The organism is Enterobacter sp. JBIWA003 (assembly GCF_019968825.1).
GTDB lineage: Bacteria > Pseudomonadota > Gammaproteobacteria > Enterobacterales > Enterobacteriaceae > Enterobacter > Enterobacter quasiroggenkampii.
Genome location: NZ_CP074170.1, coordinates 3,325,732 through 3,351,083, shown reverse-complemented (window position 1 = coordinate 3,351,083; position 25,352 = coordinate 3,325,732). Strand labels below are relative to the sequence as shown.

Annotated in this window: 22 protein-coding genes; 13 read left to right on the top strand and 9 right to left on the bottom strand. The window is 56.5% G+C overall.

Going from position 1 to position 25,352, the window contains the following annotated elements; translation table 11 throughout:
• Nucleotides 1-111 precede the first annotated feature (111 nt).
• The 3 genes from fruB to fruA are packed head-to-tail and all read left to right on the top strand — an operon-like array spanning nucleotide 112 to nucleotide 3,882.
• Nucleotides 112-1,242 (top strand): fused PTS fructose transporter subunit IIA/HPr protein, encoded by a 1,131-nt coding sequence (fruB, locus tag KGP25_RS16080; RefSeq protein WP_223539284.1) that lies wholly within the window; start codon nucleotides 112-114, stop codon nucleotides 1,240-1,242.
• Complete coding sequence (fruK, locus tag KGP25_RS16075) at nucleotides 1,242-2,180, top strand: 1-phosphofructokinase (protein WP_008500936.1); 939 nt, start codon at nucleotides 1,242-1,244, stop codon at nucleotides 2,178-2,180. Before fruB ends, fruK begins: the two co-directional genes overlap by 1 nt.
• Nucleotides 2,181-2,196: 16 nt before the next feature.
• Entirely contained in the window at nucleotides 2,197-3,882 is a 1,686-nt protein-coding gene (fruA, locus tag KGP25_RS16070; protein ID WP_069720465.1) for a PTS fructose transporter subunit IIBC, read from the top strand.
• A 47-nt stretch (nucleotides 3,883-3,929) separates the two neighbouring features.
• Here fruA and nfo read toward each other — a convergent pair whose 3' ends face one another.
• Entirely contained in the window at nucleotides 3,930-4,787 is an 858-nt protein-coding gene (gene nfo, locus KGP25_RS16065; RefSeq protein WP_023294038.1) for a deoxyribonuclease IV, read from the bottom strand.
• Between the two features lie 64 nt (nucleotides 4,788-4,851).
• Nucleotides 4,852-5,898, bottom strand: a complete 1,047-nt coding sequence (locus KGP25_RS16060) for a YeiH family protein (RefSeq protein WP_223539283.1) — start codon at nucleotides 5,896-5,898, stop codon at nucleotides 4,852-4,854.
• A 97-nt stretch (nucleotides 5,899-5,995) separates the two neighbouring features.
• Here KGP25_RS16060 and yieE point away from each other — a divergent pair, with 97 nt between their 5' ends.
• The 3 genes from yieE to cirA all read left to right on the top strand — a co-directional run bounded on the left by yieE (nucleotide 5,996) and on the right by cirA (nucleotide 10,685).
• The gene (yieE, locus tag KGP25_RS16055; RefSeq protein ID WP_045908684.1) at nucleotides 5,996-6,862 is read left to right on the top strand and encodes a DNA-binding transcriptional regulator YeiE; all 867 of its coding nucleotides are present in this window, start codon (nucleotides 5,996-5,998) and stop codon (nucleotides 6,860-6,862) included.
• A 158-nt stretch (nucleotides 6,863-7,020) separates the two neighbouring features.
• On the top strand, nucleotides 7,021-8,490 hold the full coding sequence (locus KGP25_RS16050) for an amino acid permease (protein WP_008500931.1): 1,470 nt from the start codon (nucleotides 7,021-7,023) through the stop codon (nucleotides 8,488-8,490).
• Nucleotides 8,491-8,714: 224 nt separating this feature from the next.
• Nucleotides 8,715-10,685 carry a catecholate siderophore receptor CirA gene (gene cirA / locus KGP25_RS16045; RefSeq protein WP_048224122.1) on the top strand — a complete coding sequence of 657 codons (1,971 nt, stop codon included), beginning with the start codon at nucleotides 8,715-8,717 and terminating at the stop codon, nucleotides 10,683-10,685.
• 99 nt (nucleotides 10,686-10,784) lie between these two features.
• Here the strand turns inward: cirA and fghA are convergent, their stop codons facing one another.
• On the bottom strand, nucleotides 10,785-11,612 hold the full coding sequence (gene fghA, locus KGP25_RS16040; protein WP_223539282.1) for an S-formylglutathione hydrolase: 828 nt from the start codon (nucleotides 11,610-11,612) through the stop codon (nucleotides 10,785-10,787).
• A 138-nt stretch (nucleotides 11,613-11,750) separates the two neighbouring features.
• Between fghA and KGP25_RS16035 the strand changes: the two genes are divergently transcribed.
• From KGP25_RS16035 to mglC, 7 genes are all read left to right on the top strand, one after another.
• The gene (locus KGP25_RS16035; RefSeq protein WP_045908681.1) at nucleotides 11,751-12,899 is read left to right on the top strand and encodes a YbfB/YjiJ family MFS transporter; all 1,149 of its coding nucleotides are present in this window, start codon (nucleotides 11,751-11,753) and stop codon (nucleotides 12,897-12,899) included.
• 102 nt (nucleotides 12,900-13,001) lie between these two features.
• On the top strand, nucleotides 13,002-13,670 hold the full coding sequence (gene folE, locus KGP25_RS16030) for a GTP cyclohydrolase I FolE (protein ID WP_008500927.1): 669 nt from the start codon (nucleotides 13,002-13,004) through the stop codon (nucleotides 13,668-13,670).
• A 19-nt stretch (nucleotides 13,671-13,689) separates the two neighbouring features.
• On the top strand, nucleotides 13,690-14,847 hold the full coding sequence (gene yeiB, locus KGP25_RS16025; protein ID WP_032675203.1) for a DUF418 domain-containing protein YeiB: 1,158 nt from the start codon (nucleotides 13,690-13,692) through the stop codon (nucleotides 14,845-14,847).
• 155 nt (nucleotides 14,848-15,002) lie between these two features.
• Nucleotides 15,003-16,025 carry an HTH-type transcriptional regulator GalS gene (gene galS / locus KGP25_RS16020; protein WP_032675202.1) on the top strand — a complete coding sequence of 341 codons (1,023 nt, stop codon included), beginning with the start codon at nucleotides 15,003-15,005 and terminating at the stop codon, nucleotides 16,023-16,025.
• Nucleotides 16,026-16,320: 295 nt separating this feature from the next.
• Nucleotides 16,321-17,319 carry a galactose/glucose ABC transporter substrate-binding protein MglB gene (mglB, locus tag KGP25_RS16015; protein WP_008500923.1) on the top strand — a complete coding sequence of 333 codons (999 nt, stop codon included), beginning with the start codon at nucleotides 16,321-16,323 and terminating at the stop codon, nucleotides 17,317-17,319.
• A 79-nt stretch (nucleotides 17,320-17,398) separates the two neighbouring features.
• Complete coding sequence (gene mglA / locus KGP25_RS16010; RefSeq protein WP_008500922.1) at nucleotides 17,399-18,919, top strand: galactose/methyl galactoside ABC transporter ATP-binding protein MglA; 1,521 nt, start codon at nucleotides 17,399-17,401, stop codon at nucleotides 18,917-18,919.
• Between the two features lie 15 nt (nucleotides 18,920-18,934).
• The gene (gene mglC / locus KGP25_RS16005) at nucleotides 18,935-19,945 is read left to right on the top strand and encodes a galactose/methyl galactoside ABC transporter permease MglC (protein WP_008500921.1); all 1,011 of its coding nucleotides are present in this window, start codon (nucleotides 18,935-18,937) and stop codon (nucleotides 19,943-19,945) included.
• A 50-nt stretch (nucleotides 19,946-19,995) separates the two neighbouring features.
• Here the strand turns inward: mglC and KGP25_RS16000 are convergent, their stop codons facing one another.
• The 6 genes from KGP25_RS16000 to KGP25_RS15975 all read right to left on the bottom strand — a co-directional run bounded on the left by KGP25_RS16000 (nucleotide 19,996) and on the right by KGP25_RS15975 (nucleotide 25,350).
• The gene (locus tag KGP25_RS16000) at nucleotides 19,996-21,384 is read right to left on the bottom strand and encodes a glutamine synthetase family protein (protein ID WP_223539281.1); all 1,389 of its coding nucleotides are present in this window, start codon (nucleotides 21,382-21,384) and stop codon (nucleotides 19,996-19,998) included.
• 124 nt (nucleotides 21,385-21,508) lie between these two features.
• Nucleotides 21,509-22,225, bottom strand: a complete 717-nt coding sequence (gene sanA, locus KGP25_RS15995; RefSeq protein WP_008500918.1) for an outer membrane permeability protein SanA — start codon at nucleotides 22,223-22,225, stop codon at nucleotides 21,509-21,511.
• A gap of 128 nt (nucleotides 22,226-22,353) precedes the next feature.
• Entirely contained in the window at nucleotides 22,354-23,238 is an 885-nt protein-coding gene (cdd, locus tag KGP25_RS15990) for a cytidine deaminase (RefSeq protein ID WP_046091540.1), read from the bottom strand.
• A 129-nt stretch (nucleotides 23,239-23,367) separates the two neighbouring features.
• Nucleotides 23,368-24,063: a CidB/LrgB family autolysis modulator gene (locus KGP25_RS15985; RefSeq protein ID WP_223539280.1), complete on the bottom strand. Its 696-nt coding sequence runs from the start codon at nucleotides 24,061-24,063 to the stop codon at nucleotides 23,368-23,370.
• Nucleotides 24,060-24,455 (bottom strand): CidA/LrgA family protein, encoded by a 396-nt coding sequence (locus KGP25_RS15980; protein ID WP_045908676.1) that lies wholly within the window; start codon nucleotides 24,453-24,455, stop codon nucleotides 24,060-24,062. Before KGP25_RS15980 ends, KGP25_RS15985 begins: the two co-directional genes overlap by 4 nt.
• A gap of 184 nt (nucleotides 24,456-24,639) precedes the next feature.
• Nucleotides 24,640-25,350 carry a type 1 glutamine amidotransferase gene (locus KGP25_RS15975; RefSeq protein WP_223539279.1) on the bottom strand — a complete coding sequence of 237 codons (711 nt, stop codon included), beginning with the start codon at nucleotides 25,348-25,350 and terminating at the stop codon, nucleotides 24,640-24,642.
• Nucleotides 25,351-25,352 lie beyond the last annotated feature (2 nt).

Genomic DNA, 25,352 nt, shown 5'->3' with positions numbered 1-25,352 from the left:
CAAGACTTTTTGAAACGTTTCAGCGCTATCTTGTTTTAACAAACGGAGCAGGCTAGCGCATTTTTTCTCATTAAAGCTGAAACGATTCAAGTTCAGCAGGAGTGGAGAACCATGTTCCAGTTATCTGTTCAGGATATCCACCCGGGCGCTCAGGCCGGGGATAAAGAAGAGGCTATTCGCCAGGTTGCCGCTGCGCTTGTGCAGGCGGGTAACGTCGCGGACGGCTATGTCAACGGCATGCTGGCGCGCGAGCAGCAGACCTCAACCTTCCTCGGTAATGGGATCGCCATTCCGCACGGCACCACCGACACCCGCGATCAGGTGTTGAAAACCGGCGTTAAGGTTTACCAGTTCCCGCAGGGCGTACTCTGGGGAGACGGTCAGGTAGCCTATGTGGCCATCGGTATCGCGGCCAGCAGCGACGAGCACTTAAGTCTGCTGCGTCAGCTGACGCATGTCCTGAGCGATGACGCGGTGGCTGAACAGCTTAAATCCGCCACCACCGCGGAAGAGCTACGCGCCTTGCTGATGGGCGAAAAACAGAGTGAAGCGCTGAAACTGGATAATGAAACGCTGACGCTGGATGTAGTTGCTTCCGATCTGGTGACGCTGCAGGCGCTGAACGCGGGCCGCCTGAAAGAAGCCGGCGCGGCGGATGCCACCTTTGTGACGCGCGTGATTAACGATAAGCCGTTGAATCTGGGTCAGGGTATCTGGCTGAACGACAGTGCTGAAGGCAACCTGCGCAGTGCGATTGCCGTGAGCCGTGCGGCCAATGCATTTGACGTAGAAGGCGAACGCGCGGCCATGCTGGTGACCGTGGCGATGGCTGATGAACAGCCGGTTTCCGTGCTGAAGCGTCTGGGCGATCTGCTGCTGAACAACAAAGCTGAAAAACTGCTGAACGCTGATGCTTCCACCGTGCTGGCACTGCTGACCAGTGATGATGCGCTGACGGATGACGTGCAAACCGCGGAGTTCGTGGTGCGTAACGAACACGGCCTGCATGCCCGTCCGGGCACCATGCTGGTGAATACCATTAAACAATTCGAGAGTGAGATTACCGTGGCGAATCTTGACGGCACGGGCAAACCGGCCAACGGCCGTAGTCTGATGAAAGTGGTCGCGCTGGGCGTGAAGAAAGGCCATCGTCTGCGTTTCACCGCGCAGGGTGCCGATGCTGAACAGGCGCTGAAAGCGATTGGCGATGCCATCGCGGCAGGTTTGGGGGAGGGCGCATAATGAGCAGACGTGTTGCGACTATTACGCTAAACCCGGCTTATGACCTGGTAGGATTTTGCCCGGAAATTGAGCGCGGCGAAGTCAACCTCGTGCGTACCACCGGCCTGCATGCTGCGGGCAAAGGGATTAACGTCGCGAAAGTGCTCAAGGATCTCGGTATTGATGTCACCGTGGGCGGATTCCTCGGTAAAGACAACCAGGACGGTTTCCAGCAGCTGTTCAGCGAGCTGGGCATTGCCAACCGTTTTCAGGTTGTTCAGGGCCGTACCCGTATCAACGTTAAGCTGACGGAGAAAGACGGTGAAGTAACCGATCTGAACTTCTCAGGCTTCGAAGTGACGCCGTCAGACTGGGAACGCTTTGTCAACGACTCGCTGACCTGGCTGGGGCAGTTTGACATGGTCTGCGTCAGCGGCAGCCTGCCGTCCGGCGTGAGCCCGGAAGCCTTTACCGACTGGATGACGCGCCTGCGCAGCCAGTGCCCATGCATCATTTTTGACAGCAGCCGTGACGCGCTGGTTGCGGGCCTGAAAGCCTCACCATGGCTGGTGAAGCCGAATCGCCGCGAGCTGGAGATCTGGGCGGGTCGTAAGCTGCCAGAATTAAAAGATGTGATTGACGCTGCCCATGCGCTGCGCGAGCAGGGTATCGCTCACGTGGTGATCTCGCTTGGTGCAGAAGGCGCGTTGTGGGTTAACGCGTCTGGCGAATGGATTGCCAAACCGCCGTCAATGGAAGTTGTGAGTACCGTTGGCGCAGGGGATTCCATGGTTGGCGGCCTGATTTATGGTCTGCTGATGCGGGAATCCAGTGAACATACCTTACGTCTTGCCACTGCCGTTGCTGCCCTGGCCGTCAGCCAGAGCAATGTCGGTATTACCGATCGTACCCAGTTAGCCGCGATGATGGCGCGCGTTGACTTAAAACCTTTTAACTAACAGCAGGAGAGGAATAATGAAAACGCTGCTGATCATTGACTCCGGTCTCGGACAGGCTCGCGCCTATATGGCGAAGACCTTGCTGGGCGCGGCGGCACAAAAAGCACATCTGGAGATTATCGATAATCCAGGCGATGCAGAACTGGCCATTGTCCTGGGCGACAAAATCCCGGCTGACAGTGCGCTGAACGGCAAAAAAGTGTGGCTGGGCGATATTAATCGCGCGGTGGCACACCCTGAACTGTTCCTGAGCGAAGCGAAAGGTCATGCGTCTGTCTACAGCGCGCCTGTCGCGACGGCACCGGCTGCGGCCACGGGCCCGAAACGCATTGTGGCGGTGACGGCCTGCCCGACGGGGGTGGCTCACACCTTTATGGCGGCTGAAGCCATTGAAACCGAAGCGAAAAAACGCGGCTGGTGGGTAAAAGTTGAAACACGCGGCTCCGTCGGTGCCGGCAACGCGATCACCCCTGAAGAAGTGGCGGAGGCCGATCTGGTGATTGTGGCGGCGGATATCGAAGTGGACCTGGCGAAATTTGCCGGTAAGCCAATGTACCGTACCTCCACCGGCCTGGCGCTGAAAAAGACCGCGCAGGAGTTTGATAAAGCGCTGGTAGAAGCGAAGCCGTATCAGGCAACCGGCGCGCGTCAGACCGCGACGGAAGGGAAAAAAGAGTCCGCAGGCGCCTATCGTCACCTGCTGACCGGCGTGTCTTACATGCTGCCGATGGTTGTCGCGGGCGGTCTGTGTATCGCGCTCTCGTTCGCGTTTGGTATCACGGCGTTTAAAGAACAAGGCACGCTGGCGGCTGCGCTGATGCAGATCGGCGGCGGCTCAGCCTTCGCCCTGATGGTGCCGGTACTGGCGGGCTTTATTGCCTTCTCCATTGCTGACCGCCCGGGTCTGACCCCGGGGCTTATCGGCGGTATGCTGGCCGTGAGCACCGGTTCCGGCTTTATCGGCGGTATCATCGCGGGCTTCCTCGCCGGCTACGTCGCGAAGCTGATTAGCTCGAAGCTGAAGCTGCCGCAGAGTATGGAAGCGCTGAAGCCGATCCTGATCATCCCGCTGATTTCCAGCCTGGTGGTCGGTCTGGCGATGATTTACCTGATTGGTAAGCCGGTTGCGGGCATCCTGGCGGGTCTGACCCACTGGCTGCAAACCATGGGTACCGCGAATGCGGTTCTGCTGGGTGCAATCCTCGGCGGCATGATGTGTACCGACATGGGTGGTCCGGTGAACAAAGCGGCGTACGCCTTTGGTGTGGGCCTGCTGAGTACCCAGACCTACGCGCCGATGGCGGCGATCATGGCGGCAGGTATGGTGCCTCCGCTGGCGCTCGGTCTGGCGACGATTATTGCCCGTCGTAAGTTCGATAAAGCGCAGCAGGAAGGCGGTAAAGCCGCGCTGGTGCTGGGTCTGTGCTTCATCACCGAAGGGGCGATTCCGTTCGCGGCGCGTGACCCAATGCGTGTGCTGCCGTGCTGTATCGTTGGCGGTGCGGTAACGGGGGCGATCTCTATGGCTGTCGGTGCGAAGCTGATGGCACCACACGGCGGTCTGTTCGTGCTGCTGATCCCTGGCGCCATCACCCCGGTACTGGGCTACCTGCTGGCGATTGTTGCCGGTACGCTGGTGGCGGGTCTCTCTTACGCGGTGCTGAAACGTCCGGAAGCGGAAGTTGTGGCAAAAGCAGCGTAAGCGATAAACAACAAAAAAGCCGGGTTGCATTACGCACCCGGCTTTTTTTATGCCGCCTGTTCAGCGGTTTGCTGTGCCTTCAGCCAGGCAATCTCTTCTGCCCAGATGTCCGGATTAATGGTTTCCAGCACCATCGGAATACCGTCGAAGCGGGCGTCCTGCATAATAAAGCGAAACGCATCGTGGCCAATGTTGCCTTCGCCCAGGCTGTGGTGGCGGTCAACGCGGCTACCAAAGGCGCTTTTCGCATCGTTTAAGTGCATTCCGCGCAGATACTTAAAGCCCACAATGCGCTCGAACTCATCAAACGTGTTTTTCGTTGCCTCGGTGGTGCGCAGGTCATAACCGGCGGCAAACGCGTGGCAGGTATCAATGCACACGCCCACGCGGGATTTATCCTCCACGCCGTCGATAATCGCCGCCAGATGTTCGAACTTAAAGCCGAGGTTGCTGCCCTGACCAGCGGTATTCTCAATCACCGCGGTAACGCCTTTGGTCTTGTCCAGGGTGATGTTGATGGATTCGGCAATGCGCGCCAGGCAGGCATCTTCGTCGATCTGCATCAGATGGCTGCCCGGATGGAAGTTCAGCAGCGTCAGCCCCAGCTGTTCGCAGCGCTGCACTTCATCAAGAAACGCCTCGCGGGATTTTTCCAGCGCCTCTTCAACCGGGTGACCGAGGTTGATCAGGTAGCTGTCGTGGGGGAGGATCTGGCCGGGCCCGTAGCGGTATTTCTCACAGGCGGCTTTGAAATCATCAATCACCTCAGCGGTGAGCGGTGCGGCGCGCCACTGGCGCTGATTTTTGGTGAACAGGGCGAAAGCGGTCGCCTCAATTTCGGCGGCACGAATGGCGGCATTCGCAAGGCCACCTGCAGCGCTGACGTGCGCTCCAACATATTTCATAAAGGGACTCCTGTTAACCCGAAATGCTTATGATAGCGGGTTAACAGGAGAAGGATGTAGTGGTTTATGCCATCAGGCTATGGACCGCGAGGTTAATCGCGCCGCCGCCAACAATCAGCCAGATGAAGAGCACCAGCGCCATCAGCAGCGGTTTCGCACCGGCTTTTTTCAGCGCGCTGACGTGTGTGGTCACCCCCAGTGCCGCCATGGCCATCGCCAGCAGTACGGTATCCAGCGTCACCAGCATATCCACCACCGCTTTCGGCAGCAGGTGGAAGGAGTTAAAAATCGCCACAACAATGAACAGGATCGCAAACCACGGAATGGTGATTTTACTTTTCTCGCTGCCGCCCGCCGGAGCCAGTTGTTTAACCCGTGCGGCCAGGAAAATCAGGAACGGGGCCAGCATCATCACGCGCAGCATTTTGGCAATCACCGCTGCGTTTTCGGCGTCCGGGTTAATGGCATGTCCTGCAGCGACCACCTGGGCCACTTCGTGCATGGTCGAACCGATATAGATGCCGTAGGTTTCCGGGCTGAACCAGTGGGCAACCAGCGGATACATGGCCGGGTAGAGGAAAATCGCCAGCGTACCGAAGATCACCACCGTCGCTACCGCCACCGTTACCTTGCTGGCTTCGGCCTTCACGACGGGTTCCGTGGCCAGCACCGCCGCTGCGCCACAGATACTGCTCCCGGCACCGATCAGCCAGCTGGTTTGCCTGTCCAGGCCAAACACTTTCTGGCCGATAAAACAGGCCAGTAAAAAGGTGCTGGTCAGGGTCAGAACGTCGATGGCGATCCCGCTCGCACCCACATCCGCAATCTGCGAAAAGGTAAGACGGAAGCCGTAAAGAATGATCCCAAGACGCAGCAGATGCTGCTTGGCAAAGATTACGCCGCCGTCGCAGGATTTCCAGATATGCGGGTAAACGGCGTTACCCACGACCATGCCGAGCAAAATGGCGAGCGTCAGCGCGCTGAAACCTGCGCCTGCGATGGCCGGGATGCTGCCGCCCCATAGCGCTACGGCGGTGACTGCAGCGCTGAGCGCAAGACCCGGCACGAAGTGCCACACTGTACGATGATGTTGTAAGGTGATTTCTGACATAACCTTCTCCTTTGTCTGGCTAAAGGTTACGGCGCTCTGGCTTAAAAATAAAATTGATTATATACTTATAATCAATCTATATAAGTGGTAAGCAACCATGCACATTACTCTGCGTCAGCTGGAAGTCTTTGCCGAGGTGCTGAAAAGCGGCTCGACGACCCAGGCGTCACAAATGCTGGCGCTCTCACAGTCTGCGGTCAGCGCGGCGTTAACCGATCTTGAAGGACAGCTGGGCGTTCAGCTTTTTGACAGGGTAGGCAAGCGTCTGGTGGTCAACGAGCACGGTCGTCTTCTTTATCCGCGCGCGCTGGCGCTGCTCGAGCAGGCAATCGAAATCGAGCAGCTGTTCCGCGAAGACAACGGTGCGATCCGCGTTTACGCCAGCAGCACCATCGGGAACTACATTCTGCCGGAAGTGATTGCCCGCTACCGCCGGGATTTCCCGAGCCTGCCGCTGGAGATGAGCGTGGGCAATAGCCAGGACGTCATCAACGCAGTGATCGATTTCCGCGTGGATATCGGCCTCATCGAAGGACCCTGCCATAACGTTGATATCATTGCCGAGCCCTGGCTGGAAGACGAGCTGGTGGTGTTTGCGTCCCCGGCCTCGTCGTTATTGCAGGGAGAGGTGACGCTGGAGAGGCTGGCGCAGGCGCAGTGGATCCTGCGCGAGCAGGGCTCCGGCACGCGTGAAATTGTCGATTATCTGCTGCTTTCCCATCTGCCGCATTTCCAGTTAGGGATGGAGCTTGGGAACTCTGAGGCCATTAAGCACGCCGTGCGCCACGGGCTGGGCATCAGCTGTCTTTCCCGGCGCGTTATTGCCGAACAGCTGGAAACCGGATCGCTGGTTGAAATCCCCATCCCGCTGCCGAAGCTGGTGCGCACGCTGTGGTGCATTCATCATCGTCAGAAACACCTTTCCAGCTCCCTGCAGCGTTTTCTGCGCTATTGCGAAATCTGACAGCATCCCTCACCCCAAAGGGGAGAGGGAAAAATTATGCTTTACTTATAATCCTGGCCGCGTCATGAAGCTCTCTTATAACTGAGTATTTCTGCCGGAAGGAACGCGGATCGTCTGCTACAATCGCGCCTCATTTATTAAATGGACAGCATTTTCATATGGTTTCAGAAATTAAAACCACAGAAGCGCCCACGCTACGTCGTGAACTCAAGGCGCGTCACCTGACGATGATCGCCATTGGCGGCTCAATCGGTACAGGTCTTTTCGTTGCCTCTGGCGCAACGATTTCGGCAGCCGGCCCGGGTGGGGCACTTTTCTCTTATATCCTGATTGGCCTGATGGTGTACTTCCTGATGACCAGTCTCGGCGAACTGGCCGCGTACATGCCGGTATCCGGTTCGTTCTCGACCTACGGTCAAAAATACGTTGAAGAAGGCTTCGGCTTCGCGCTGGGCTGGAACTACTGGTACAACTGGGCGGTCACCATCGCCGTTGACCTTGTCGCCGCACAGCTGGTGATGAACTGGTGGTTCCCGGATACGCCGGGCTGGATCTGGAGCGCCCTGTTCCTGGCCGTCATCTTCCTGCTGAACTACATCTCCGTGCGCGGTTTCGGCGAAGCGGAATACTGGTTCTCTTTGATCAAAGTGGCAACCGTCATCATCTTTATCGTCGTCGGTGTGGCGATGATCGTTGGTATTTTCAAAGGCGCAGAACCTGCGGGCTGGAGTAACTGGACAATAGGCGATGCGCCGTTTGCCGGTGGACTGTCGGCAATGATTGGCGTGGCAATGATTGTCGGCTTCTCCTTCCAGGGAACCGAGCTGATTGGCATTGCTGCCGGTGAGTCAGAAAACCCGGAGAAGAATATTCCGCGCGCGGTTCGTCAGGTCTTCTGGCGTATCCTGCTGTTCTATGTGTTCGCGATCCTGATTATCAGCCTGATTATTCCGTACACCGATCCAAGCCTGCTGCGTAATGACGTTAAAGACATTAGCGTTAGCCCGTTCACGCTGGTCTTCCAGCACGCCGGTCTGCTTTCTGCCGCGGCAGTGATGAACGCCGTTATCCTGACCGCTGTACTGTCAGCCGGTAACTCCGGGATGTACGCGTCCACCCGTATGCTCTACACGCTGGCATGCGACGGTAAAGCACCGCGTATTTTCGCGAAGCTGTCCCGTGGCGGCGTACCGCGTAACGCGCTGTACGCCACTACGGTGATCGCCGGTCTGTGCTTCCTGACCTCTATGTTTGGCAACCAGACGGTGTACCTGTGGCTGCTTAACACCTCCGGGATGACGGGCTTTATTGCCTGGCTGGGGATTGCCATTAGCCACTATCGTTTCCGCCGTGGCTACGTCAAACAGGGTTATGACGTTAACCAGCTGCCGTATCGCTCCGGCTTCTTCCCGCTGGGGCCCATTTTCGCCTTCATTCTGTGCCTGATCATTACGCTGGGACAGAACTATGAAGCGTTCCTGGCGGACACCATTGACTGGGGCGCCGTCACGGCAACCTACATTGGCATTCCGCTGTTCCTCGTCATCTGGTTTGGTTACAAGCTGACGAAAGGGACACACTTCGTTCGCTACAGTGAAATGGAATTCCCGGAACGATTTAAACAATAACCGCACTTCCTCTCTGTTAGCCCGCTCGTTTGAGCGGGCTTTTTTATTCCCGGCCCCTGAAACAAAGATATATTTCTTAACAATTTAATTGATAATAATTATCGTTTGCTTTATCGTTATCAAAAATAAGCGTATCACCGACCCACCGGAGATGTGGGCGGCCAGGAAGACGCTGTGAGCAATGATGATTTGATTGAGTTGTATTTACCTCATGGAGATATGGAATGTTTAGGTTGAATCCCTTCGTCAGGGGAGGACTTTGCGCGTCCGCAATGTCCCTGGCCCTGCCTGTTATCGCAGCGGAATCCGGCGACACAATGGTTGTCACGGCCTCCGCGACCGAGCAAAACCTGAAAGACGCACCGGCAAGCATCAGCGTCATCACCCAGGAAGATTTGCAGCGCAAACCCGTTCAGAACCTGAAAGATGTGTTACGGGATGTGCCGGGCGTGCAGCTCACGAGCGAAGGGGACAACCGTAAAGGGGTAAGTATTCGCGGACTGGACAGCAGCTACACGCTGATCCTGATCGACGGCAAGCGCGTCAATTCCCGTAACGCGGTATTCCGCCATAATGATTTCGACCTCAACTGGGTGCCGGTTGACGCCATCGAACGAATTGAAGTGGTGCGTGGGCCGATGTCTTCTCTTTACGGCTCCGATGCGCTGGGCGGCGTGGTAAACATTATCACCAAAAAAATCGGCCAGAAATGGACGGGTACTCTGAGCGCCGATTCCACAATTCAGGAACATCGCGACCGTGGAGACACCTACAACGGTCAATTCTATACCAGCGGTCCGCTGGTGGACGGTCTGCTGGGGCTGAAAGCCTACGGTAGCCTCGCAAAGCGTGAGAAAGACGGTCAGCAGAAGTCCTCTACCACGGCGAGCGGTGAAACACCGCGCATTGAAGGCTTCACCAGCCGCGATGCGAATGTGGAGTTCGCCTGGACGCCGTCTGAAAATCATGACTTTACGGCGGGCTACGGTTTCGATCGTCAGGATCGTGACTCGGATTCTCTCGACAAAAACCGCCTTGAGCGTCAGAACTACTCTCTCAGCCACAACGGCCGCTGGGGCGTCGGCAACAGCGAGCTGAAGGTGTACGGCGAGAAGGTAGATAACAAAAACCCGGGCAACAGCAATACGATCACCTCCGAGAGCAACGCGGTGGACGGGAAATACGTGCTGCCGCTGGGCGACATCAACCAGCTGATGACCTTCGGCGGCGAATGGCGTCACGATAAGCTGAAGGATCCTGTCAACCTGACGGGCGGTTCCGGCAGTAGTACGTCGACAAGCCAGTATGCCCTGTTCCTGGAGGACGAGTGGCGTATCTTTGAACCTCTGGCGCTGACCACCGGCATCCGTATGGATGACCATGATACCTACGGCGACCACTGGAGCCCGCGCGCCTATCTGGTCTACAACGCGACCGATACCGTAACGGTGAAAGGGGGCTGGGCGACCGCGTTTAAAGCGCCGTCACTGCTGCAGCTGAGCCCGGACTGGGTCACCGGCTCGTGCCGCGGTGCCTGTGAGATTGTCGGTAACCCGGATCTGAAACCGGAGACCAGCGAGAGCTTCGAGTTCGGTCTGTACTACAGCGGGGAAGAGGGCTGGTTAGAGGGCGTGCAGGCCAGCGTGACCACCTTCCAGAATAACGTCGATGACCGCATCAGCATCAGCCGTACGGCCAATGCGAAGCAGGCGCAGAGCTACCCTAACTATGTTGGCCTGAATGCGGACGGTGAACCGATATTCCGCTACTACAACGTCAACAAGGCGCGTATCCGCGGGGTGGAGACCGAGCTGAAATTCCCGCTGGCGGACGACTGGAAAGTGACGCTGAACTACACCTACAACGACGGTCGTGATATCAGCAACGGCGGCAACAAGCCGCTGTCCGATCTGCCGTTCCACACCGCCAACGGGACCGTTGACTGGAAGGCGACGCAGGACTGGTCGTTCTATGTTCAGGGCAACTACACCGGTGAGAAACGCGCGCTGACCAGCAGCGACCCAACGCCGGGTGGCTATGTTATCTGGAATACCGGCGCCGCGTGGCAGGCGACGAAAAGCGTGAAGTTGCGTGCGGGCGTGCAGAACCTGCTGGACAAAGATCTGAGCCGCGACGATTACAGCTACACGGAAGATGGCCGTCGCTACTTTGTCGGTGTGGATTATAAGTTCTGATGTAACCTTTATGCCCGGTGGCGCTTCGCTTACCGGGCCTACAAAACCCACGAATGTAGGCCGGGTAAGGCGAAGCCGCCACCCGGCAATCGGCCGCACTTACCCGAACAAATGCTCCGCATGGAAGCGGAGATGATCCTCAATGAAGGACGCAATGAAGTAATAGCTGTGATCGTAACCCGGCTGAATGCGCAGCGTCAGCGGCCAGTCTTTCTGGCGTGCCGCTTCTGCCAGCACCGCAGGCTGCAGCTGTCCGGCGAGGAACTGGTCCGCATCACCCTGATCGATAAGGGTGGGAATGGCCTCTTCAGCTTTGCTGGCCAGCATCAGCGCGCTGCTGTCCCATGCCTGCCATTTTTCCGTATCCTCACCCAGATAGTGTGTGAAGGCTTTCTGCCCCCACGGCACCTGTGTTGGGTTCACAATCGGTGCAAATGCCGACACGCTGACGTATTTCCCCGGATTTTTCAGCGCCATGATGAGCGCCCCGTGTCCGCCCATTGAGTGGCCGCTGATTGCGCAGCGCTCGCCGACCGCAAACTGCGACTGCACCAGCGCAGGAAGTTCATCGCGAAGGTAATCATACATGCGGTAGTGGCGCGCCCAGGGCTGCTCGGTCGCATTGAGATAAAACCCGGCGCCTTTGCCCAGGTCGTATCCGGCATCGTCGGCCACATCGTCGCCACGCGGGCTGGTGTCAGGCATCACCAGCGCAATGCCCAGCTCGGCGGCAATACGCTGCGCGCCCGCTTTGGCGGTGAAGTTTTCGTCGTTGCAGGTCAGGCCGGAAAGCCAGAACAGAACCGGTGGATTTTCCGTCGGCGGCAGGAAAATGCTGAACGTCATTGCACAGTTCAGGGTGGTGGAGTCGTGCCGCCAGCGCTGCTGTCGACCTTCAAAACAACGGTGCTCTTCGAGCAGTTCCATGCAGGGCTCCTTAATGAGAATGCGTATTCATAAAAACCATAATACAGCCTTTTCATTGACCTGTGAGTAACTTTCACTTTCGCCAGACGTCGAGATGCTGCATCATAAATTTACTTTTCTTTAACAATTGGAGCGGTCATGGCGCTGCGTATTGCGCTCAGTGGGTTTGTCGTGCTGGTGGTGGCGATGGGGATAGGGCGCTTTGCTTTTACGCCCCAGGTGCCGCTGATGATTGCTGCCGGACAGCTTACGCTGACCAGCGCGGGTCTGGTGGCGGCGATGAATTATCTGGGCTATCTGGTGGGCGCGTGGGATGCGATGCGTGCGCACCGCTTCGTTGAAACGCGCCTCTGGCTTGGCATCACCGGCGCGGTGGCGCTGACGCTGCTCTCCGCGGCGGCGGAGAACGCCGTCGTGCACGGCCTGCTGCGTTTTGTCATCGGCTGCATGAGCGGCTGGTCGATGGTTCTCATTGCCGCCTGGACTAACGAACGGCTGGGACAGCTGGGTAAACCGGGTCTGAGCGCTGCCGTATTTGCCGGGCCGGGGGCAGGCATTGCGCTGAGCGGCCTGCTCGCCGTCTATATTCAGGCGAAGTCCCTGTCGGCCGGGGCGGCATGGCAAATCTACGGCGTGCTGGCGCTGGTGCTGATTGCCCTGGTGGCGCGCTACCTGCCGCGATCCGGGCAGCTCCATCGACCCGGCACCGCGCCGGAGCCGCTGGTGCTGACGGCGGATTTGACGCGTCTGGTCTGGAGCTACAGCCTGGCCGGGTTTGGCTATATCCTCCCGGCGACCTTCCTGTCGCAAATGGCGGCCGTGCGTTTTCCCGGCAGCCTGTTTGCCCAGTTTGTCTGGCCGATTTTTGGTCTCGCCGCCGTGGTGGGGATTGCGCTCAGTATTCTGTTACGCCATACCTCAACGGCTAACCGCAGGCTGGCTATCGTACTGTGGTTACAGGGGGCGGGCGTGCTGGCGGCCTGGCTGCTGCCGGGGATTGGCGGGTTACTGACAGGCGGGCTGCTGGTGGGCGGCGGCTTTTTGTGTGCCGTGCAGCTCTCTCTTTTATACGGTCGTGAGCTGGCGCCAAACCACACGCGCTATATGGCGGGCCTGCTCACCACCGGGTATGCGATTGGGCAGTTGATTGGCCCCGTCACTTCGGCGTTATCAACCTGGCTTACCCACCGGCTGGAGCCGGCGCTGGGGCTGGCGGGCGTGGCGCTGTTCGTTGGTGGGGCCCTGGTCTGGAATCGTCACGCTGAAAGGCAACAGCAATTGCAATAATTATCGTCGTGAATACTGGATTATGTGCGCCGCCTCACGCACAATGAACGCATACTTTTGCCACAACGAGGGCAAAAGACGCCACACCTGCAGGAGAACAAAATGTCATCACTCAGTAAAGAAGCTGCCCTGGTCCACGAAGCCCTGGTTGCGCGCGGTCTTGAAACGCCACTGCGTCCGCCCGTACAGGACTTGGACAATGAAACCCGCAAGCGTCTGATTGCCGGTCATATGACCGACATCATGGAGCTGCTGAATCTCGATCTGAGTGACGACAGTCTGATGGAGACGCCGCACCGCATCGCGAAAATGTACGTCGACGAAATTTTCTCCGGCCTGGATTACGCCAACTTCCCGAAAATCACCGTCATTGAAAACAAGATGAAAGTGGACGAGATGGTCACGGTTCGCGATATCACGCTGACCAGCACCTGCGAACACCATTTCGTGACCATCGACGGTAAAGCGACCGTGGCGTATATCCCCAAAGATACGGTGATTGGCCTGTCGAAGATCAACCGCATCGTGCAGTTCTTCGCTCAGCGTCCGCAGGTGCAGGAGCGTCTGACCCAGCAGATCCTGACCGCGCTGCAAACGCTGCTGGGCACCAATAACGTGGCCGTCTCTATCGACGCGGTTCACTACTGCGTGAAAGCGCGCGGCGTGCGCGATGCCACCAGTGCGACCACTACAACCTCGCTGGGCGGTCTGTTTAAATCGAGCCAGAATACCCGCCAGGAGTTCCTGCGCGCCGTACGTCACCACAACTAAGTCTTACAGGGCAGGGATCATGGAGCGAAACGTCACGCTCGATTTTGTTCGCGGCGTCGCCATTCTCGGTATCCTGCTGCTTAATATCACCGCCTTCGGTTTGCCGAAGGCGGCGTATCTCAATCCCGCGTGGTATGGCGACATTACCCGCAGTGATGCCTGGACCTGGGCAATCCTCGATCTCTTTGCGCAGGTCAAATTCCTCACGCTCTTTGCCCTGCTGTTTGGCGCAGGCCTGCAGCTTCTCCTCAAACGCGGCACGCGCTGGATCCAGTCGCGCCTGACGCTGCTGGTTATCCTCGGCTTTATCCATGGCCTGTTCTTCTGGGACGGCGATATTCTTCTTGCCTATGGGTTAGTCGGGCTCATCTGCTGGCGCCTCATTCGCGATGCGCACAGCGTTAAAAGCCTGTTCAACACCGGGGTGATGCTCTATGTCATGGGGCTTGGAGTATTGTTGCTGCTGGGGATGATCTCCGGCGAGACGACAAACCGTGCCTGGATCCCGGATGCCGCTAACCTGCAGTACGAGCAGTTCTGGAAGCTGAAGGGCGGAACGGAAGCGATAAGCAACCGCGCGGATATGCTGGGGGACAACCTCCTTGCGCTGGGCGCGCAATACGGCTGGCAACTGGCGGGTATGATGCTGATGGGCGCGTCACTGATGCGCACCGGCTGGCTGAAAGGGGAATTCAGCCTGCGTCACTATCGCCGTACCGGCGCTGGTCTGGTGCTGCTCGGCGTGCTGATTAATCTCCCGGCGGTGATGGTGCAGTGGCATATCCACTGGGATTACCGCTGGTGCGCGTTCCTGCTCCAGGTGCCGCGTGAACTGAGCGCGCCGTTTCAGACCATCGGCTACGCGGCGCTGATCTACGGCTTCTGGCCCTCGCTTTCTCGTCTGTGGATGGTCAGCGCTATCGCCTGCGTGGGCCGCATGGCGTTGAGCAATTACCTCCTGCAAACGCTGATTTGCACCACGCTTTTCTATCGCTTTGGCCTGTTTATGAAATTCGACCGCCTTACGCTGCTGGCGTTTGTTATTCCGGTCTGGGCAGTAAACCTGGCGTTTTCTGTGCTCTGGCTACGCTATTTCCGCCAGGGACCGCTGGAGTGGGTATGGCGTCAGTTAACCGCACGTGCTTCAGGGATATCATTGAAAAATACATCCAGATAACGATCTGGATCACAATCATTAACAAAACGGATGTAAGCGTTTTCATGACTGTGAGCTTCTTCACGTAGTCCCCTTTCTCTCGCTGCCAAAATAGCCACCTTGCTAAACACAGGGGGTGTCTGTGAGTTGCTGCAATCCTTTGAAGGATGGTGAATATGATCACCATTCGTGACGTCGCCCGTCAGGCGGGCGTTTCTGTGGCTACCGTCTCACGCGTGCTCAACAATAGCGCGCTGGTCAGCCCTGAAACCCGTGAAACCGTAATGAAGGCCGTGACCCAGCTCGGGTACCGGCCAAATGCCAATGCCCAGGCGCTTGCGACACAGGTCAGCGACACCATCGGCGTGGTGGTAATGGATGTCTCAGATGCCTTTTTCGGCGCCCTGGTGAAAGCGGTCGATATGGTCGCCCAGCAGCATCAGAAATATGTCCTGATCGGCAATAGCTATCATGAGGCGGAAAAAGAACGTCATGCCATTGAAGTGCTGATCCGCCAGCGCTGTAACGCCTTGATTGTCCATTCAAAAGCCTTGAGCGATGAAGAGCTAACCGGATTGATGGAGCAGATCCCGGGCATGGTGCTGATCAACCGCATTGTTCCCGGCTATGCCCACCGCTGCGTCGGGCTGGATAACGTCAGCGGCGCCATGATGGCCACGAAAATGCTCATCAACAACGGACATCAGCGGATCGGTTATCTGGCCTCCAGCCATCAGATTGAAGATGACGAACTGCGGCGCGAAGGGTGGCAAAACGCCCTGAAAGAGCACGGCATTACGCCATCCGAAAGCTGGGTGGGGACCGGCACGCCGGACATGCAGGGCGGTGAAGCGGCGATGGTAGAGCTGCTGGGCCGCAATCTGCAGCTGTCTGCGGTGTTTGCCTATAACGACAGCATGGCGGCCGGCGCCCTGACGGCGCTGAAGGATAATGGGATTGCGGTGCCACAGCATTTATCACTCATTGGTTTTGATGATATCCCGATTGCCCGTTACACCGACCCGCAGCTGACAACCGTGCGTTACCCCATAGCCTCTATGGCGAAACTGGCGACTGAGCTGGCGTTACAGGGGGCTGCTGGCATGCTGGATCCGGGGGCAACACACTGTTTCATGCCGACTTTAGTGCGTCGCCACTCCGTCGCGGCCCGGCAAACTGTGGTTCCGATCACTAACTGATTACATGTGGTGATGTAACCGTTTTCAATCTGTGAGTAAATTCACAGTATCTTAACAAGGCGCTGACTATGATGTCAGCGTTTTAGGGGCTGAAACGCTATGTAACAGTGATTATTCACTTTCACTATAGCCAATGTGCCGCAAACAACGAATAAAACGCATTTCTGGAGCGTTACCGAACACGGAAGAGAGAAATTTTATAAGTGAACCTCGGCTGTCAGTAACGTTTTATTAACATCTGCCCGCCGCTCGTTATTCACAAGAACTACCCTGCATAAAAAAAACCGGAGATACCATGAATAAGAAGGTGTTGACCCTGTCTGCTGTAATGGCAAGCATGCTTTTTGGTGCAGCAGCGCACGCTGCGGATACCCGTATTGGTGTGACCATCTATAAATACGACGACAACTTCATGTCTGTTGTGCGTAAAGCGATTGAGAAAGATGCGAAAGCAGCGCCAGACGTTCAGCTGCTGATGAACGACTCCCAGAATGACCAGTCCAAACAGAACGACCAGATCGACGTTCTGCTGGCGAAAGGCGTGAAAGCCCTGGCCATCAACCTGGTTGACCCGGCTGCAGCAGGCACGGTTATTGAAAAAGCGCGCGGCCAGAACGTGCCGATCGTCTTCTTCAACAAAGAACCTTCCCGTAAGGCGCTGGATAGCTACGACAAAGCGTATTACGTCGGTACCGACTCCAAAGAGTCCGGTATTATTCAGGGCGATCTGATCGCGAAACACTGGGCGGCGAACCCGAACTGGGACCTGAACAAAGACGGTCAGATTCAGTTCGTGCTGCTGAAAGGCGAACCTGGCCACCCGGATGCTGAAGCGCGTACCACCTACGTTATCAAAGAGCTGAACGACAAGGGCCTGAAAACCCAGCAGCTGGCGTTAGATACCGCGATGTGGGATACCGCTCAGGCGAAAGATAAGATGGACGCGTGGCTGTCAGGCCCTAACGCCAACAAAATCGAAGTGGTTATCGCCAACAACGATGCGATGGCAATGGGTGCGGTAGAAGCGCTGAAAGCACACAACAAATCCTCTATCCCGGTATTCGGTGTGGATGCGCTGCCAGAAGCGCTGGCGCTGGTTAAATCCGGTGCGATGGCCGGTACCGTGCTGAACGATGCCAACAACCAGGCGAAAGCGACCTTCGATCTGGCGAAAAACCTGGCCGATGGCAAAGGTGCGGCAGATGGCACCAACTGGAAAATTGACAACAAAATCGTTCGCGTACCTTACGTGGGCGTAGACCAGTCCAACCTGGCTGAGTTTATCGGTAAATAAGTAAGCGGTACTGTCTCCACTGGGCGCAATTCGTTGCGCCCTTTTATAACGCGATATGCGAGGCCAACAAGGTATAATTATGGTCAGCACAACAACTCAGTCATCCGGTGAATACCTGTTGGAAATGAGCGGTATCAACAAGTCATTTCCCGGCGTTAAGGCACTCGATAATGTTAATTTAAAAGTGCGTCCTCACTCTATTCATGCCTTAATGGGGGAGAACGGTGCGGGTAAATCAACATTATTAAAATGCCTTTTTGGGATCTATCAAAAAGATTCTGGCAGCATTCTTTTTCAGGGGAAAGAGATCGATTTCCATTCAGCGAAAGAAGCACTGGAAAACGGTATCTCGATGGTTCACCAGGAATTAAACCTGGTGCTGCAGCGTTCAGTCATGGATAACATGTGGTTGGGGCGTTATCCCACCAAAGGTGTCTTTGTCGATCAGGACAAAATGTATCGCGACACCAAGGCGATTTTTGACGAGCTGGATATTGATATCGATCCGCGCGCCCGCGTGGGAACATTATCCGTCTCCCAGATGCAGATGATCGAAATTGCCAAAGCGTTCTCCTATGATGCGAAAATCGTCATCATGGACGAACCGACATCGTCATTAACGGAAAAAGAGGTTAACCACCTTTTTACCATTATTCGTAAGCTGAAAGATCGCGGCTGCGGCATTGTGTACATCTCCCACAAAATGGAAGAGATCTTCCAGCTGTGCGATGAGATCACCATCCTGCGCGACGGCCAGTGGATTGCCACGCAGCCGCTGGAAGGGCTGGACATGGACAAGATCATCGCCATGATGGTCGGCCGTTCCCTGAACCAGCGCTTCCCGGACAAAGAAAACAAGCCGGGTGAAGTGATTCTGGAAGTGCGCAATCTGACCTCATTGCGTCAGCCGTCTATCCGCGATGTCTCCTTCGACCTGCACAAGGGTGAAATCCTGGGGATTGCCGGACTGGTGGGGGCAAAGCGTACCGATATCGTAGAAACCCTGTTTGGCATTCGTGAGAAAGCCGAAGGCACCATTACGCTGCACGGTAAGAAAATCAATAACCACAACGCCAACGAAGCCATTAATAATGGTTTTGCGCTGGTGACGGAAGAGCGTCGTTCGACCGGTATTTATGCTTATCTGGATATTAACTTTAACTCGTTAATTTCTAACATTCGCAATTACAAAAACAAAGTCGGGCTGTTGGATAACTCCCGCATGAAGAGCGATACCCAATGGGTGATTGACTCCATGCGCGTGAAAACGCCAGGCCACCGCACCCAGATTGGTTCGCTGTCAGGCGGTAACCAGCAGAAAGTGATTATTGGCCGTTGGTTATTAACGCAGCCAGAAATTCTGATGCTGGATGAGCCGACCCGCGGTATTGACGTCGGTGCGAAGTTTGAAATTTATCAACTGATTGCCGAGCTGGCGAAAAAGAATAAAGGGATCATTATTATTTCCTCCGAAATGCCGGAATTGTTAGGGATCACGGACCGTATTCTGGTTATGAGCAATGGTCTCGTCGCCGGTATTGTTGACACCAAAACGACAACGCAAAATGAAATTTTGCGTCTTGCGTCTTTGCACCTTTAAGATCAGGGGCTCCTCATGAGTGCGTTAAATAAAAAAAGTTTTCTCACTTACCTGAAAGAAGGCGGTATTTACGTTGTTCTTTTAGTCTTGCTGGCAATCATCATTTTCCAGGACCCTACGTTCTTAAGCCTGCTGAACCTGAGTAACATTCTGACCCAGTCCTCCGTGCGTATTATCATTGCGCTGGGCGTGGCGGGCCTGATCGTGACCCAGGGGACGGACCTTTCTGCAGGTCGCCAGGTAGGTCTGGCGGCGGTTATCGCGGCAACCCTGCTGCAGTCGATGGAAAACGCCAACAAGGTCTTCCCCGAAATGGCCACCATGCCGATTTTCGTGGTGATCCTGATTGTCTGCGCCATCGGTGCGGTGATTGGTCTGATCAACGGTATTATCATCGCCTACCTGAACGTGACGCCATTCATCACCACCCTGGGTACGATGATCATCGTTTACGGTATCAACTCCCTGTACTACGACTTCGTCGGTGCTTCGCCCATCTCGGGCTTTGACAGCGGCTTCTCGACCTTTACGCAAGGGTTTATCGCGCTGGGCAGCTTCCGCCTGTCGTATATCACCTTCTATGCGCTGATTGCGGTCGCCTTCGTCTGGATCCTGTGGAACAAAACGCGCTTTGGCAAAAACATCTTCGCTATCGGCGGTAACCCGGAAGCGGCGAAAGTCTCCGGCGTAAACGTTGCCCTGAATCTGCTCATCATCTATGCCCTGTCCGGCGTGTTCTACGCCTTCGGCGGGATGCTGGAAGCGGGCCGTATCGGCTCTGCAACGAACAACCTTGGCTTCATGTACGAACTGGATGCAATTGCAGCCTGCGTGGTGGGCGGCGTCTCCTTCAGCGGCGGCGTGGGGACGGTGCTCGGCGTGGTGACCGGTGTGATCATCTTCACCGTCATCAACTACGGGTTGACCTATATCGGCGTGAACCCGTACTGGCAGTACATCATCAAGGGCGCCATCATTATCTTCGCGGTTGCGCTGGATTCACTGAAGTACGCCCGTAAGAAGTAATCGTCACTCGCCATACCCGGCCCGCTCACCGAGCGGGCTTTTTTTATGCCCTATGCCAGATGGGACTCCTCCTGCGTCACAATGCGCTCAAACCAGTCGAGTTCAGAAAGCTTGCAGGCGACCCACTGTTCGGAAAAGGCGTCGCCCAGGCTGTCGGTGAGATACTCACAGCGGGCAAAGGCCTCAATCGCCTCCTGCTGGAACAGCGGCAGTTCGGGTTGGTCGTGCTGCGGCTCAGGGAGATCCCCCTCGTCGATATGTTCCAGCCCGTAAAGCATGCCTGTCAGGATAGTGGCCGCCACCAGATACGGATTCGCATCGGCCCCGGCCAGCCGGTACTCAATGCGACGATTGCCGTCATCCGAGCAGGGAATACGCAAGGCGGCGGAGCGGGTGTTATAGCCCCAGGAGTTAAAGACGGGTTCCGTCAGGTTTTTACGCAGGCGACGAAACGCGTTGACCCCCGGCGCAAGAATGGCGACGGAGGCGGGCATCAGCGCCAGCTGGCCCGCGATGTACAAACGCATCATGCTGCTCAGCGCGTTCACCGGCGAGGCAAAAACATTTTCGCCACGGCTGTTGTTCAGGCTGAAATGGATGTGCAAACCGCTGCCGGACAGCTGGCTGAAAGGCTTAGCCATAAAGTTGGCCTGAAGACCGTGCTTTTCAGCGACATAGCGGGTCAGGCGGCGCAGGGCCAGCACGTTATCACAGACCTCAACGATGCGCTGGTTATGCTTCAGGTTTAATTCGTACTGTCCGGACTCGGCTTCCGCTACGACCCCTGACAGCGGGATGCGCTGCAGGTGCGCCAGCTGTTCCAGCTCGTCAAACAGCGCCGCATGCGCCGACGAGGTATCCATGTGAAAACAGCCCTGATTTTGCGGATCGCGTTCGCCTTGTCCCGTCAGATAGAACTCGATTTCCGGGGCAATGACCGGGAAAAGGCCGTGCTGGTGGAAGCGGGCCACGACGTTCTGCAGTATCGCGCGCGGCTCAAGCGGGCAGGGATTACCGTCGCTGTCTTTCATCGTCAGCAGGATCTGCGCGGTGTGCTCTGGATCCTGCGGACAGGGGCGCAAAGAGCCGGCGACCGGGACGCACAGCCGGTCGGGTTCATCATAAAGCGGGGCGGCGATGTTTCCCTTCTGATCCATTGAGTAGACGGAAAGCGGAAAATAACAGCCTTTTTCCAGACTCAGCATGCTCTCCACCGAGAGGCGCTTGCCGCGCATCGTGCCGTTGATATCGTTCAGGTAAACGTCAACATGTTTCGTTTGCGGGTAACGTTCCAGATAATCGGCCACTTCCACGGCAACGTTGTGCTGCAGGGAGTCAATTTTTTCATCCAGCCAGAGACCAGAATTAAGTGCGCCAGGGAGTGATAAGCCGGGAAAGTTAAAGTATGGGCGGAGACTTTTGAGGAAAAACGCATTCATTATCGAGTTCATAGTCATTCTTCAATGAAGCCGTAGCGGCAATGAACTCAGCTTAAAAGAGCCGACGTAAAGGGGAGATAAAAAGCGTCAGGCCCGGCGTAAAGAAAGTATAAAGACGGTCCCGCTATTTCTCTTTTTTCTGCATATCGAGCAGCTGCTCAGGCGTGACGGCCGGGTAACCCTGCGCGTCTTCCGGCACTTCGTGCATCGCCGGAATCGGCACCAGCGGGCCTAAAAAGCGCGGTTCGCGCTTAAAGATATACAGATCGGCCAGGGCACCAAAGCGGGCGCCGAACTCGCGGACGCGCACGCTCAGCATATCTTTTGGCGACGGCACCGCGTAGCACTGGGCCTGAATACCCATATGCAGGGCGATAAACAGCGCGCGCTCGCAGTGGAAGCGCTGGGTGATGATGATGAAGTCGTTGGTGTCGAAGACCTTGCGCGTGCGCACGATGGAGTCCAGGGTGCGGAACCCGGCGTAGTCGAGCACGATATCGGCAGGATCCACGCCCGCGGCAATCAGGTCCTTACGCATCGTCACCGGTTCATTGTAGCTTTGCAGCGCGTTATCGCCGCTCAGCAGCAGGTAGTTCACCTTGCCGCTGTTGTAGGCGTTCAGCGCGCCCTGAATGCGGTAACGGTAATACTGGTTGATGACGCCGGTGCGGTAATACTTGGCGGTGCCGAGCACCACGCCAACCTGACGATAGGGCAGGTCCTGCAGGTCATCAAAGATGTAGGGGGCGGTTTTCCAGCTCATCCAGCGGTCGAGACCGAGCACGATCAACAGCAGTATGCCGACCAGGACAGACAGGCTGTAAAAAACGCGCTTTAACATGCAGATGGCTCGTACCGAAGGTGAAATTTAACTCAGGCTACTTTACCCGCCTGGTTAGCGCAAGAAACAGCGACTCAACTGAGGGGTTTTTCAGCAAACTGGCGGGCATTTCTGCCCGCCCGGAAGGATTACGCCAGCAGTACGCGGTCAATCGTCGTACAGCCCAGCGCTTTAAGCGTTGCGGCAGTGGCATCCCACTGAATCAGCGGCGCATCGGCAATTTCAGCCAGAATGGCGCGCTGAATGTCAGGATAATCATAGCCGTTCAGGCTCAGCAGGTTGAGTGCGCCCTGCAGCGGCGGCAGCGTTGGGTTAAACGCGGCGTTTTCCGCATAGCTGCCGGTGAAGATTCGGCCATCGCGGCATTGCAGCGCCACGCCGCTCGGGGACTTGCTGTACGGCGTGTGGCTCTTGTTGGCGGCGGCAATCGCCGCCTGGCTCAGGTCATCGCCGGACAGGGCGAAACCGTGGTTCTGCTCGTCCATCAGCAGGGTTTTGATCTCCAGATCTTTCGGGCCAAACGCGTCAGGCAGGTAATCCGCCAGCGTGTGCGGCGCGCGGCCTGGCAGATTGATGCGCAGCTGCAGCCCGCTGTTCAGTTCGTTCATAAACTGACGGCAGTGGCCGCACGGAGTGTAGTTAACGGTAATGGCGCTCAGCGCTTTTTCACCGCGCAGCCAGGCGTGACTGATGGCGCTCTGCTCGGCGTGCACGGTTTGCTGCATGGTTGCGCCCAGGAACTCCATGTTGCCGCCGAAGTACCAGGTGCCGCTGACGCCGCGCGCAATGGCCCCGACGTTGAAGTGGGAGAGATCGGCCCGCGCGCAGGCGGCAGCCAGAGGAAGCAGTGCGAAAGCCAGCGCGTCTTCGTCCAGTCCCGTTGCCTGTTTCAGCATCGTGACCTGCTCCGCGGTCAGCAGGGCGGGGAAGTGCGCATCTGCCAGAACGGGAGCAAGGGCTGACTGCAAATTCTCTGCAAGCTGGGCGAAAGCAGCTTGAAAACGTGGGTGCATGGCGTTTGCCTCATAAAGGTTAATGGATCGGTAGTTTACGGAGCCGTTAGGGCTTTATGTGTGATCCACTTCTCATTATGTATGCAACTTATGAAATCAAAATGAAATTTGCGCGACGCATCGCAAATTTTAGCCCATCACCGCCAGAATAAGCGGGAAAATGAACGGGGCCAGCAGAGAGGTAATAATCCCGCAGATCACCAGCGCCAGGGAGCTAAACGCCCCTTCCTGATAATCCAGCTCCGCGCAGCGGGCCGTGCCCAGCGCGTGCGAGGCGGTGCCCATCGAGAGCCCCCGTGCCGCTTTAGTATGAATACGCATCGCGTTCAGCAGGGTGTGGCCAAACACCGCGCCGAGAATACCGACGAAAATGACGCACATCGCGCTGATGGCCGGAATACCGCCGAGGCTGCCCCCAACCGCCATCGCGATAGGCGTGGTCACCGATTTAGGCAGAATAGAGGCGGCAATTTGCGGCGAGGCTCCCATTAACAGCGCCACCGACGTACCGGTGATCATCGCCACCAGGCTACCCACAAAACAGATGGTAATGATGGATTTCCAGCGGGCGCGGATCTGGTGCAACTGCTCGTATAAAGGAAAGGCGAGCGCCACAACGGCGGGCTGCAGCAGGTCGTTTAAGATTTTGCTGCCGGCAAAGTAGCGTTCGTAAGGAATGCCGGTGAGAAGCAGGAACGGAATAATCACCACCATCGCCACCAGCAGGGGGTTCAGCAAGGGCATTTTGAAACGCGCGGCAAGTTTACGCGCGGCGAAGAACACTGCCAGGGTGAGCGGCAGAGACCACCAGAAATTGTCCATCATTTTTTTGTTTTCTCCCCAATCACGTTACGTTCGCCATGCACCAGATGTGAACTCCAGCTCACCACCAGGAAAACCACCAGCGTACTGACCGCGCAGGAGACCACAATCGGGCCGAACTGGGCTTTGAGCAAATCAAAATACTGCATGACGCCCACGCCGATAGGCACGAAAAGCAGCGCCATATAGCGAATGAGGACGAAGCAGCCGGGGTTGACCCACTTTGCGGGCAGGATTTGCAGCGCCAGCAAAACGAAGAGGATCAGCATGCCGATAATGCTGCCGGGGATGGTGATGGGCAGCAGCGACGCGATGAAAATCCCGGCATACAGGCAGGCGTAAATCAGGGCGAATGCGCGCAGATATTGCCAGATAATGTTCAATGATTTGCTCATGGTGATAGTCCTTGCTGAAACGCATTCATCATACAATTAAACCTAAAAATGTGCCATGGATCACATCATGAATTTTGAGCATACCAGACATTCCGGAATGGAACGTCCGGTATCACCTTACCGGTGCAGGCTACAGTTTAGAGGAAAGGGATTGCGCTGGCGAAACGGCGTGCCAGAGAAGGTATCAACGACAGGCGGTCAGTTTATCGAGAAAAGAAAACAGCACCTGGTTCATTTCGCGATAATCATGCGAGCGGAGTTTTTCCGCCGTTTCGACAAAACGGAATTCACCCGCGCGGCGGAGGTCACTCTGCGAATGCTCAATCAGCAACTCTACCACCTCCGGCGTCAGCTCCATATGGCACTGGAAACCGTAAACCCGTTCGCTGTATTGCACGATCTGGCGGGGACAGCCCTCGCTGTAAGCCAGAACTTTAGCCTGCGGCGTCAACCCAGGCATATCGTTATGCCAGTGACCGACGTTCAGCACGCTGCCAAAGTCCTCAAACAGCGGGTTCGCCTTACCTGCATCTGTGAGCCTGACGGGAAATTTGCCGATCTCTTTTTCCGGGCTATGACAAAACGCTGCGCCCAGCGCTTCACCGATAAGCTGCGAGCCCAGACAAACGCCTATCACCATTTTACCTGCCTCTATCGCGCGGCTGATAAGTGCTTTTTCCGCCTGCGCATCAAACCAGGGGCATTCCTCACGCGTGGTAGCGGGGGACTGCGGGCCTCCCATGATGATAAGCAGGTCTGTGTGCCCCAGCGCCTCGGGTAATGGTTCGCCCTGATACACTCTGGTGTAGCTCAGACTGCAGCCGCGACTTTTCCCCCAGATTTCATAGGCGCCTGGTGCCTCGAAATGTTCATGAATAATAAAATGGATGTGCATTG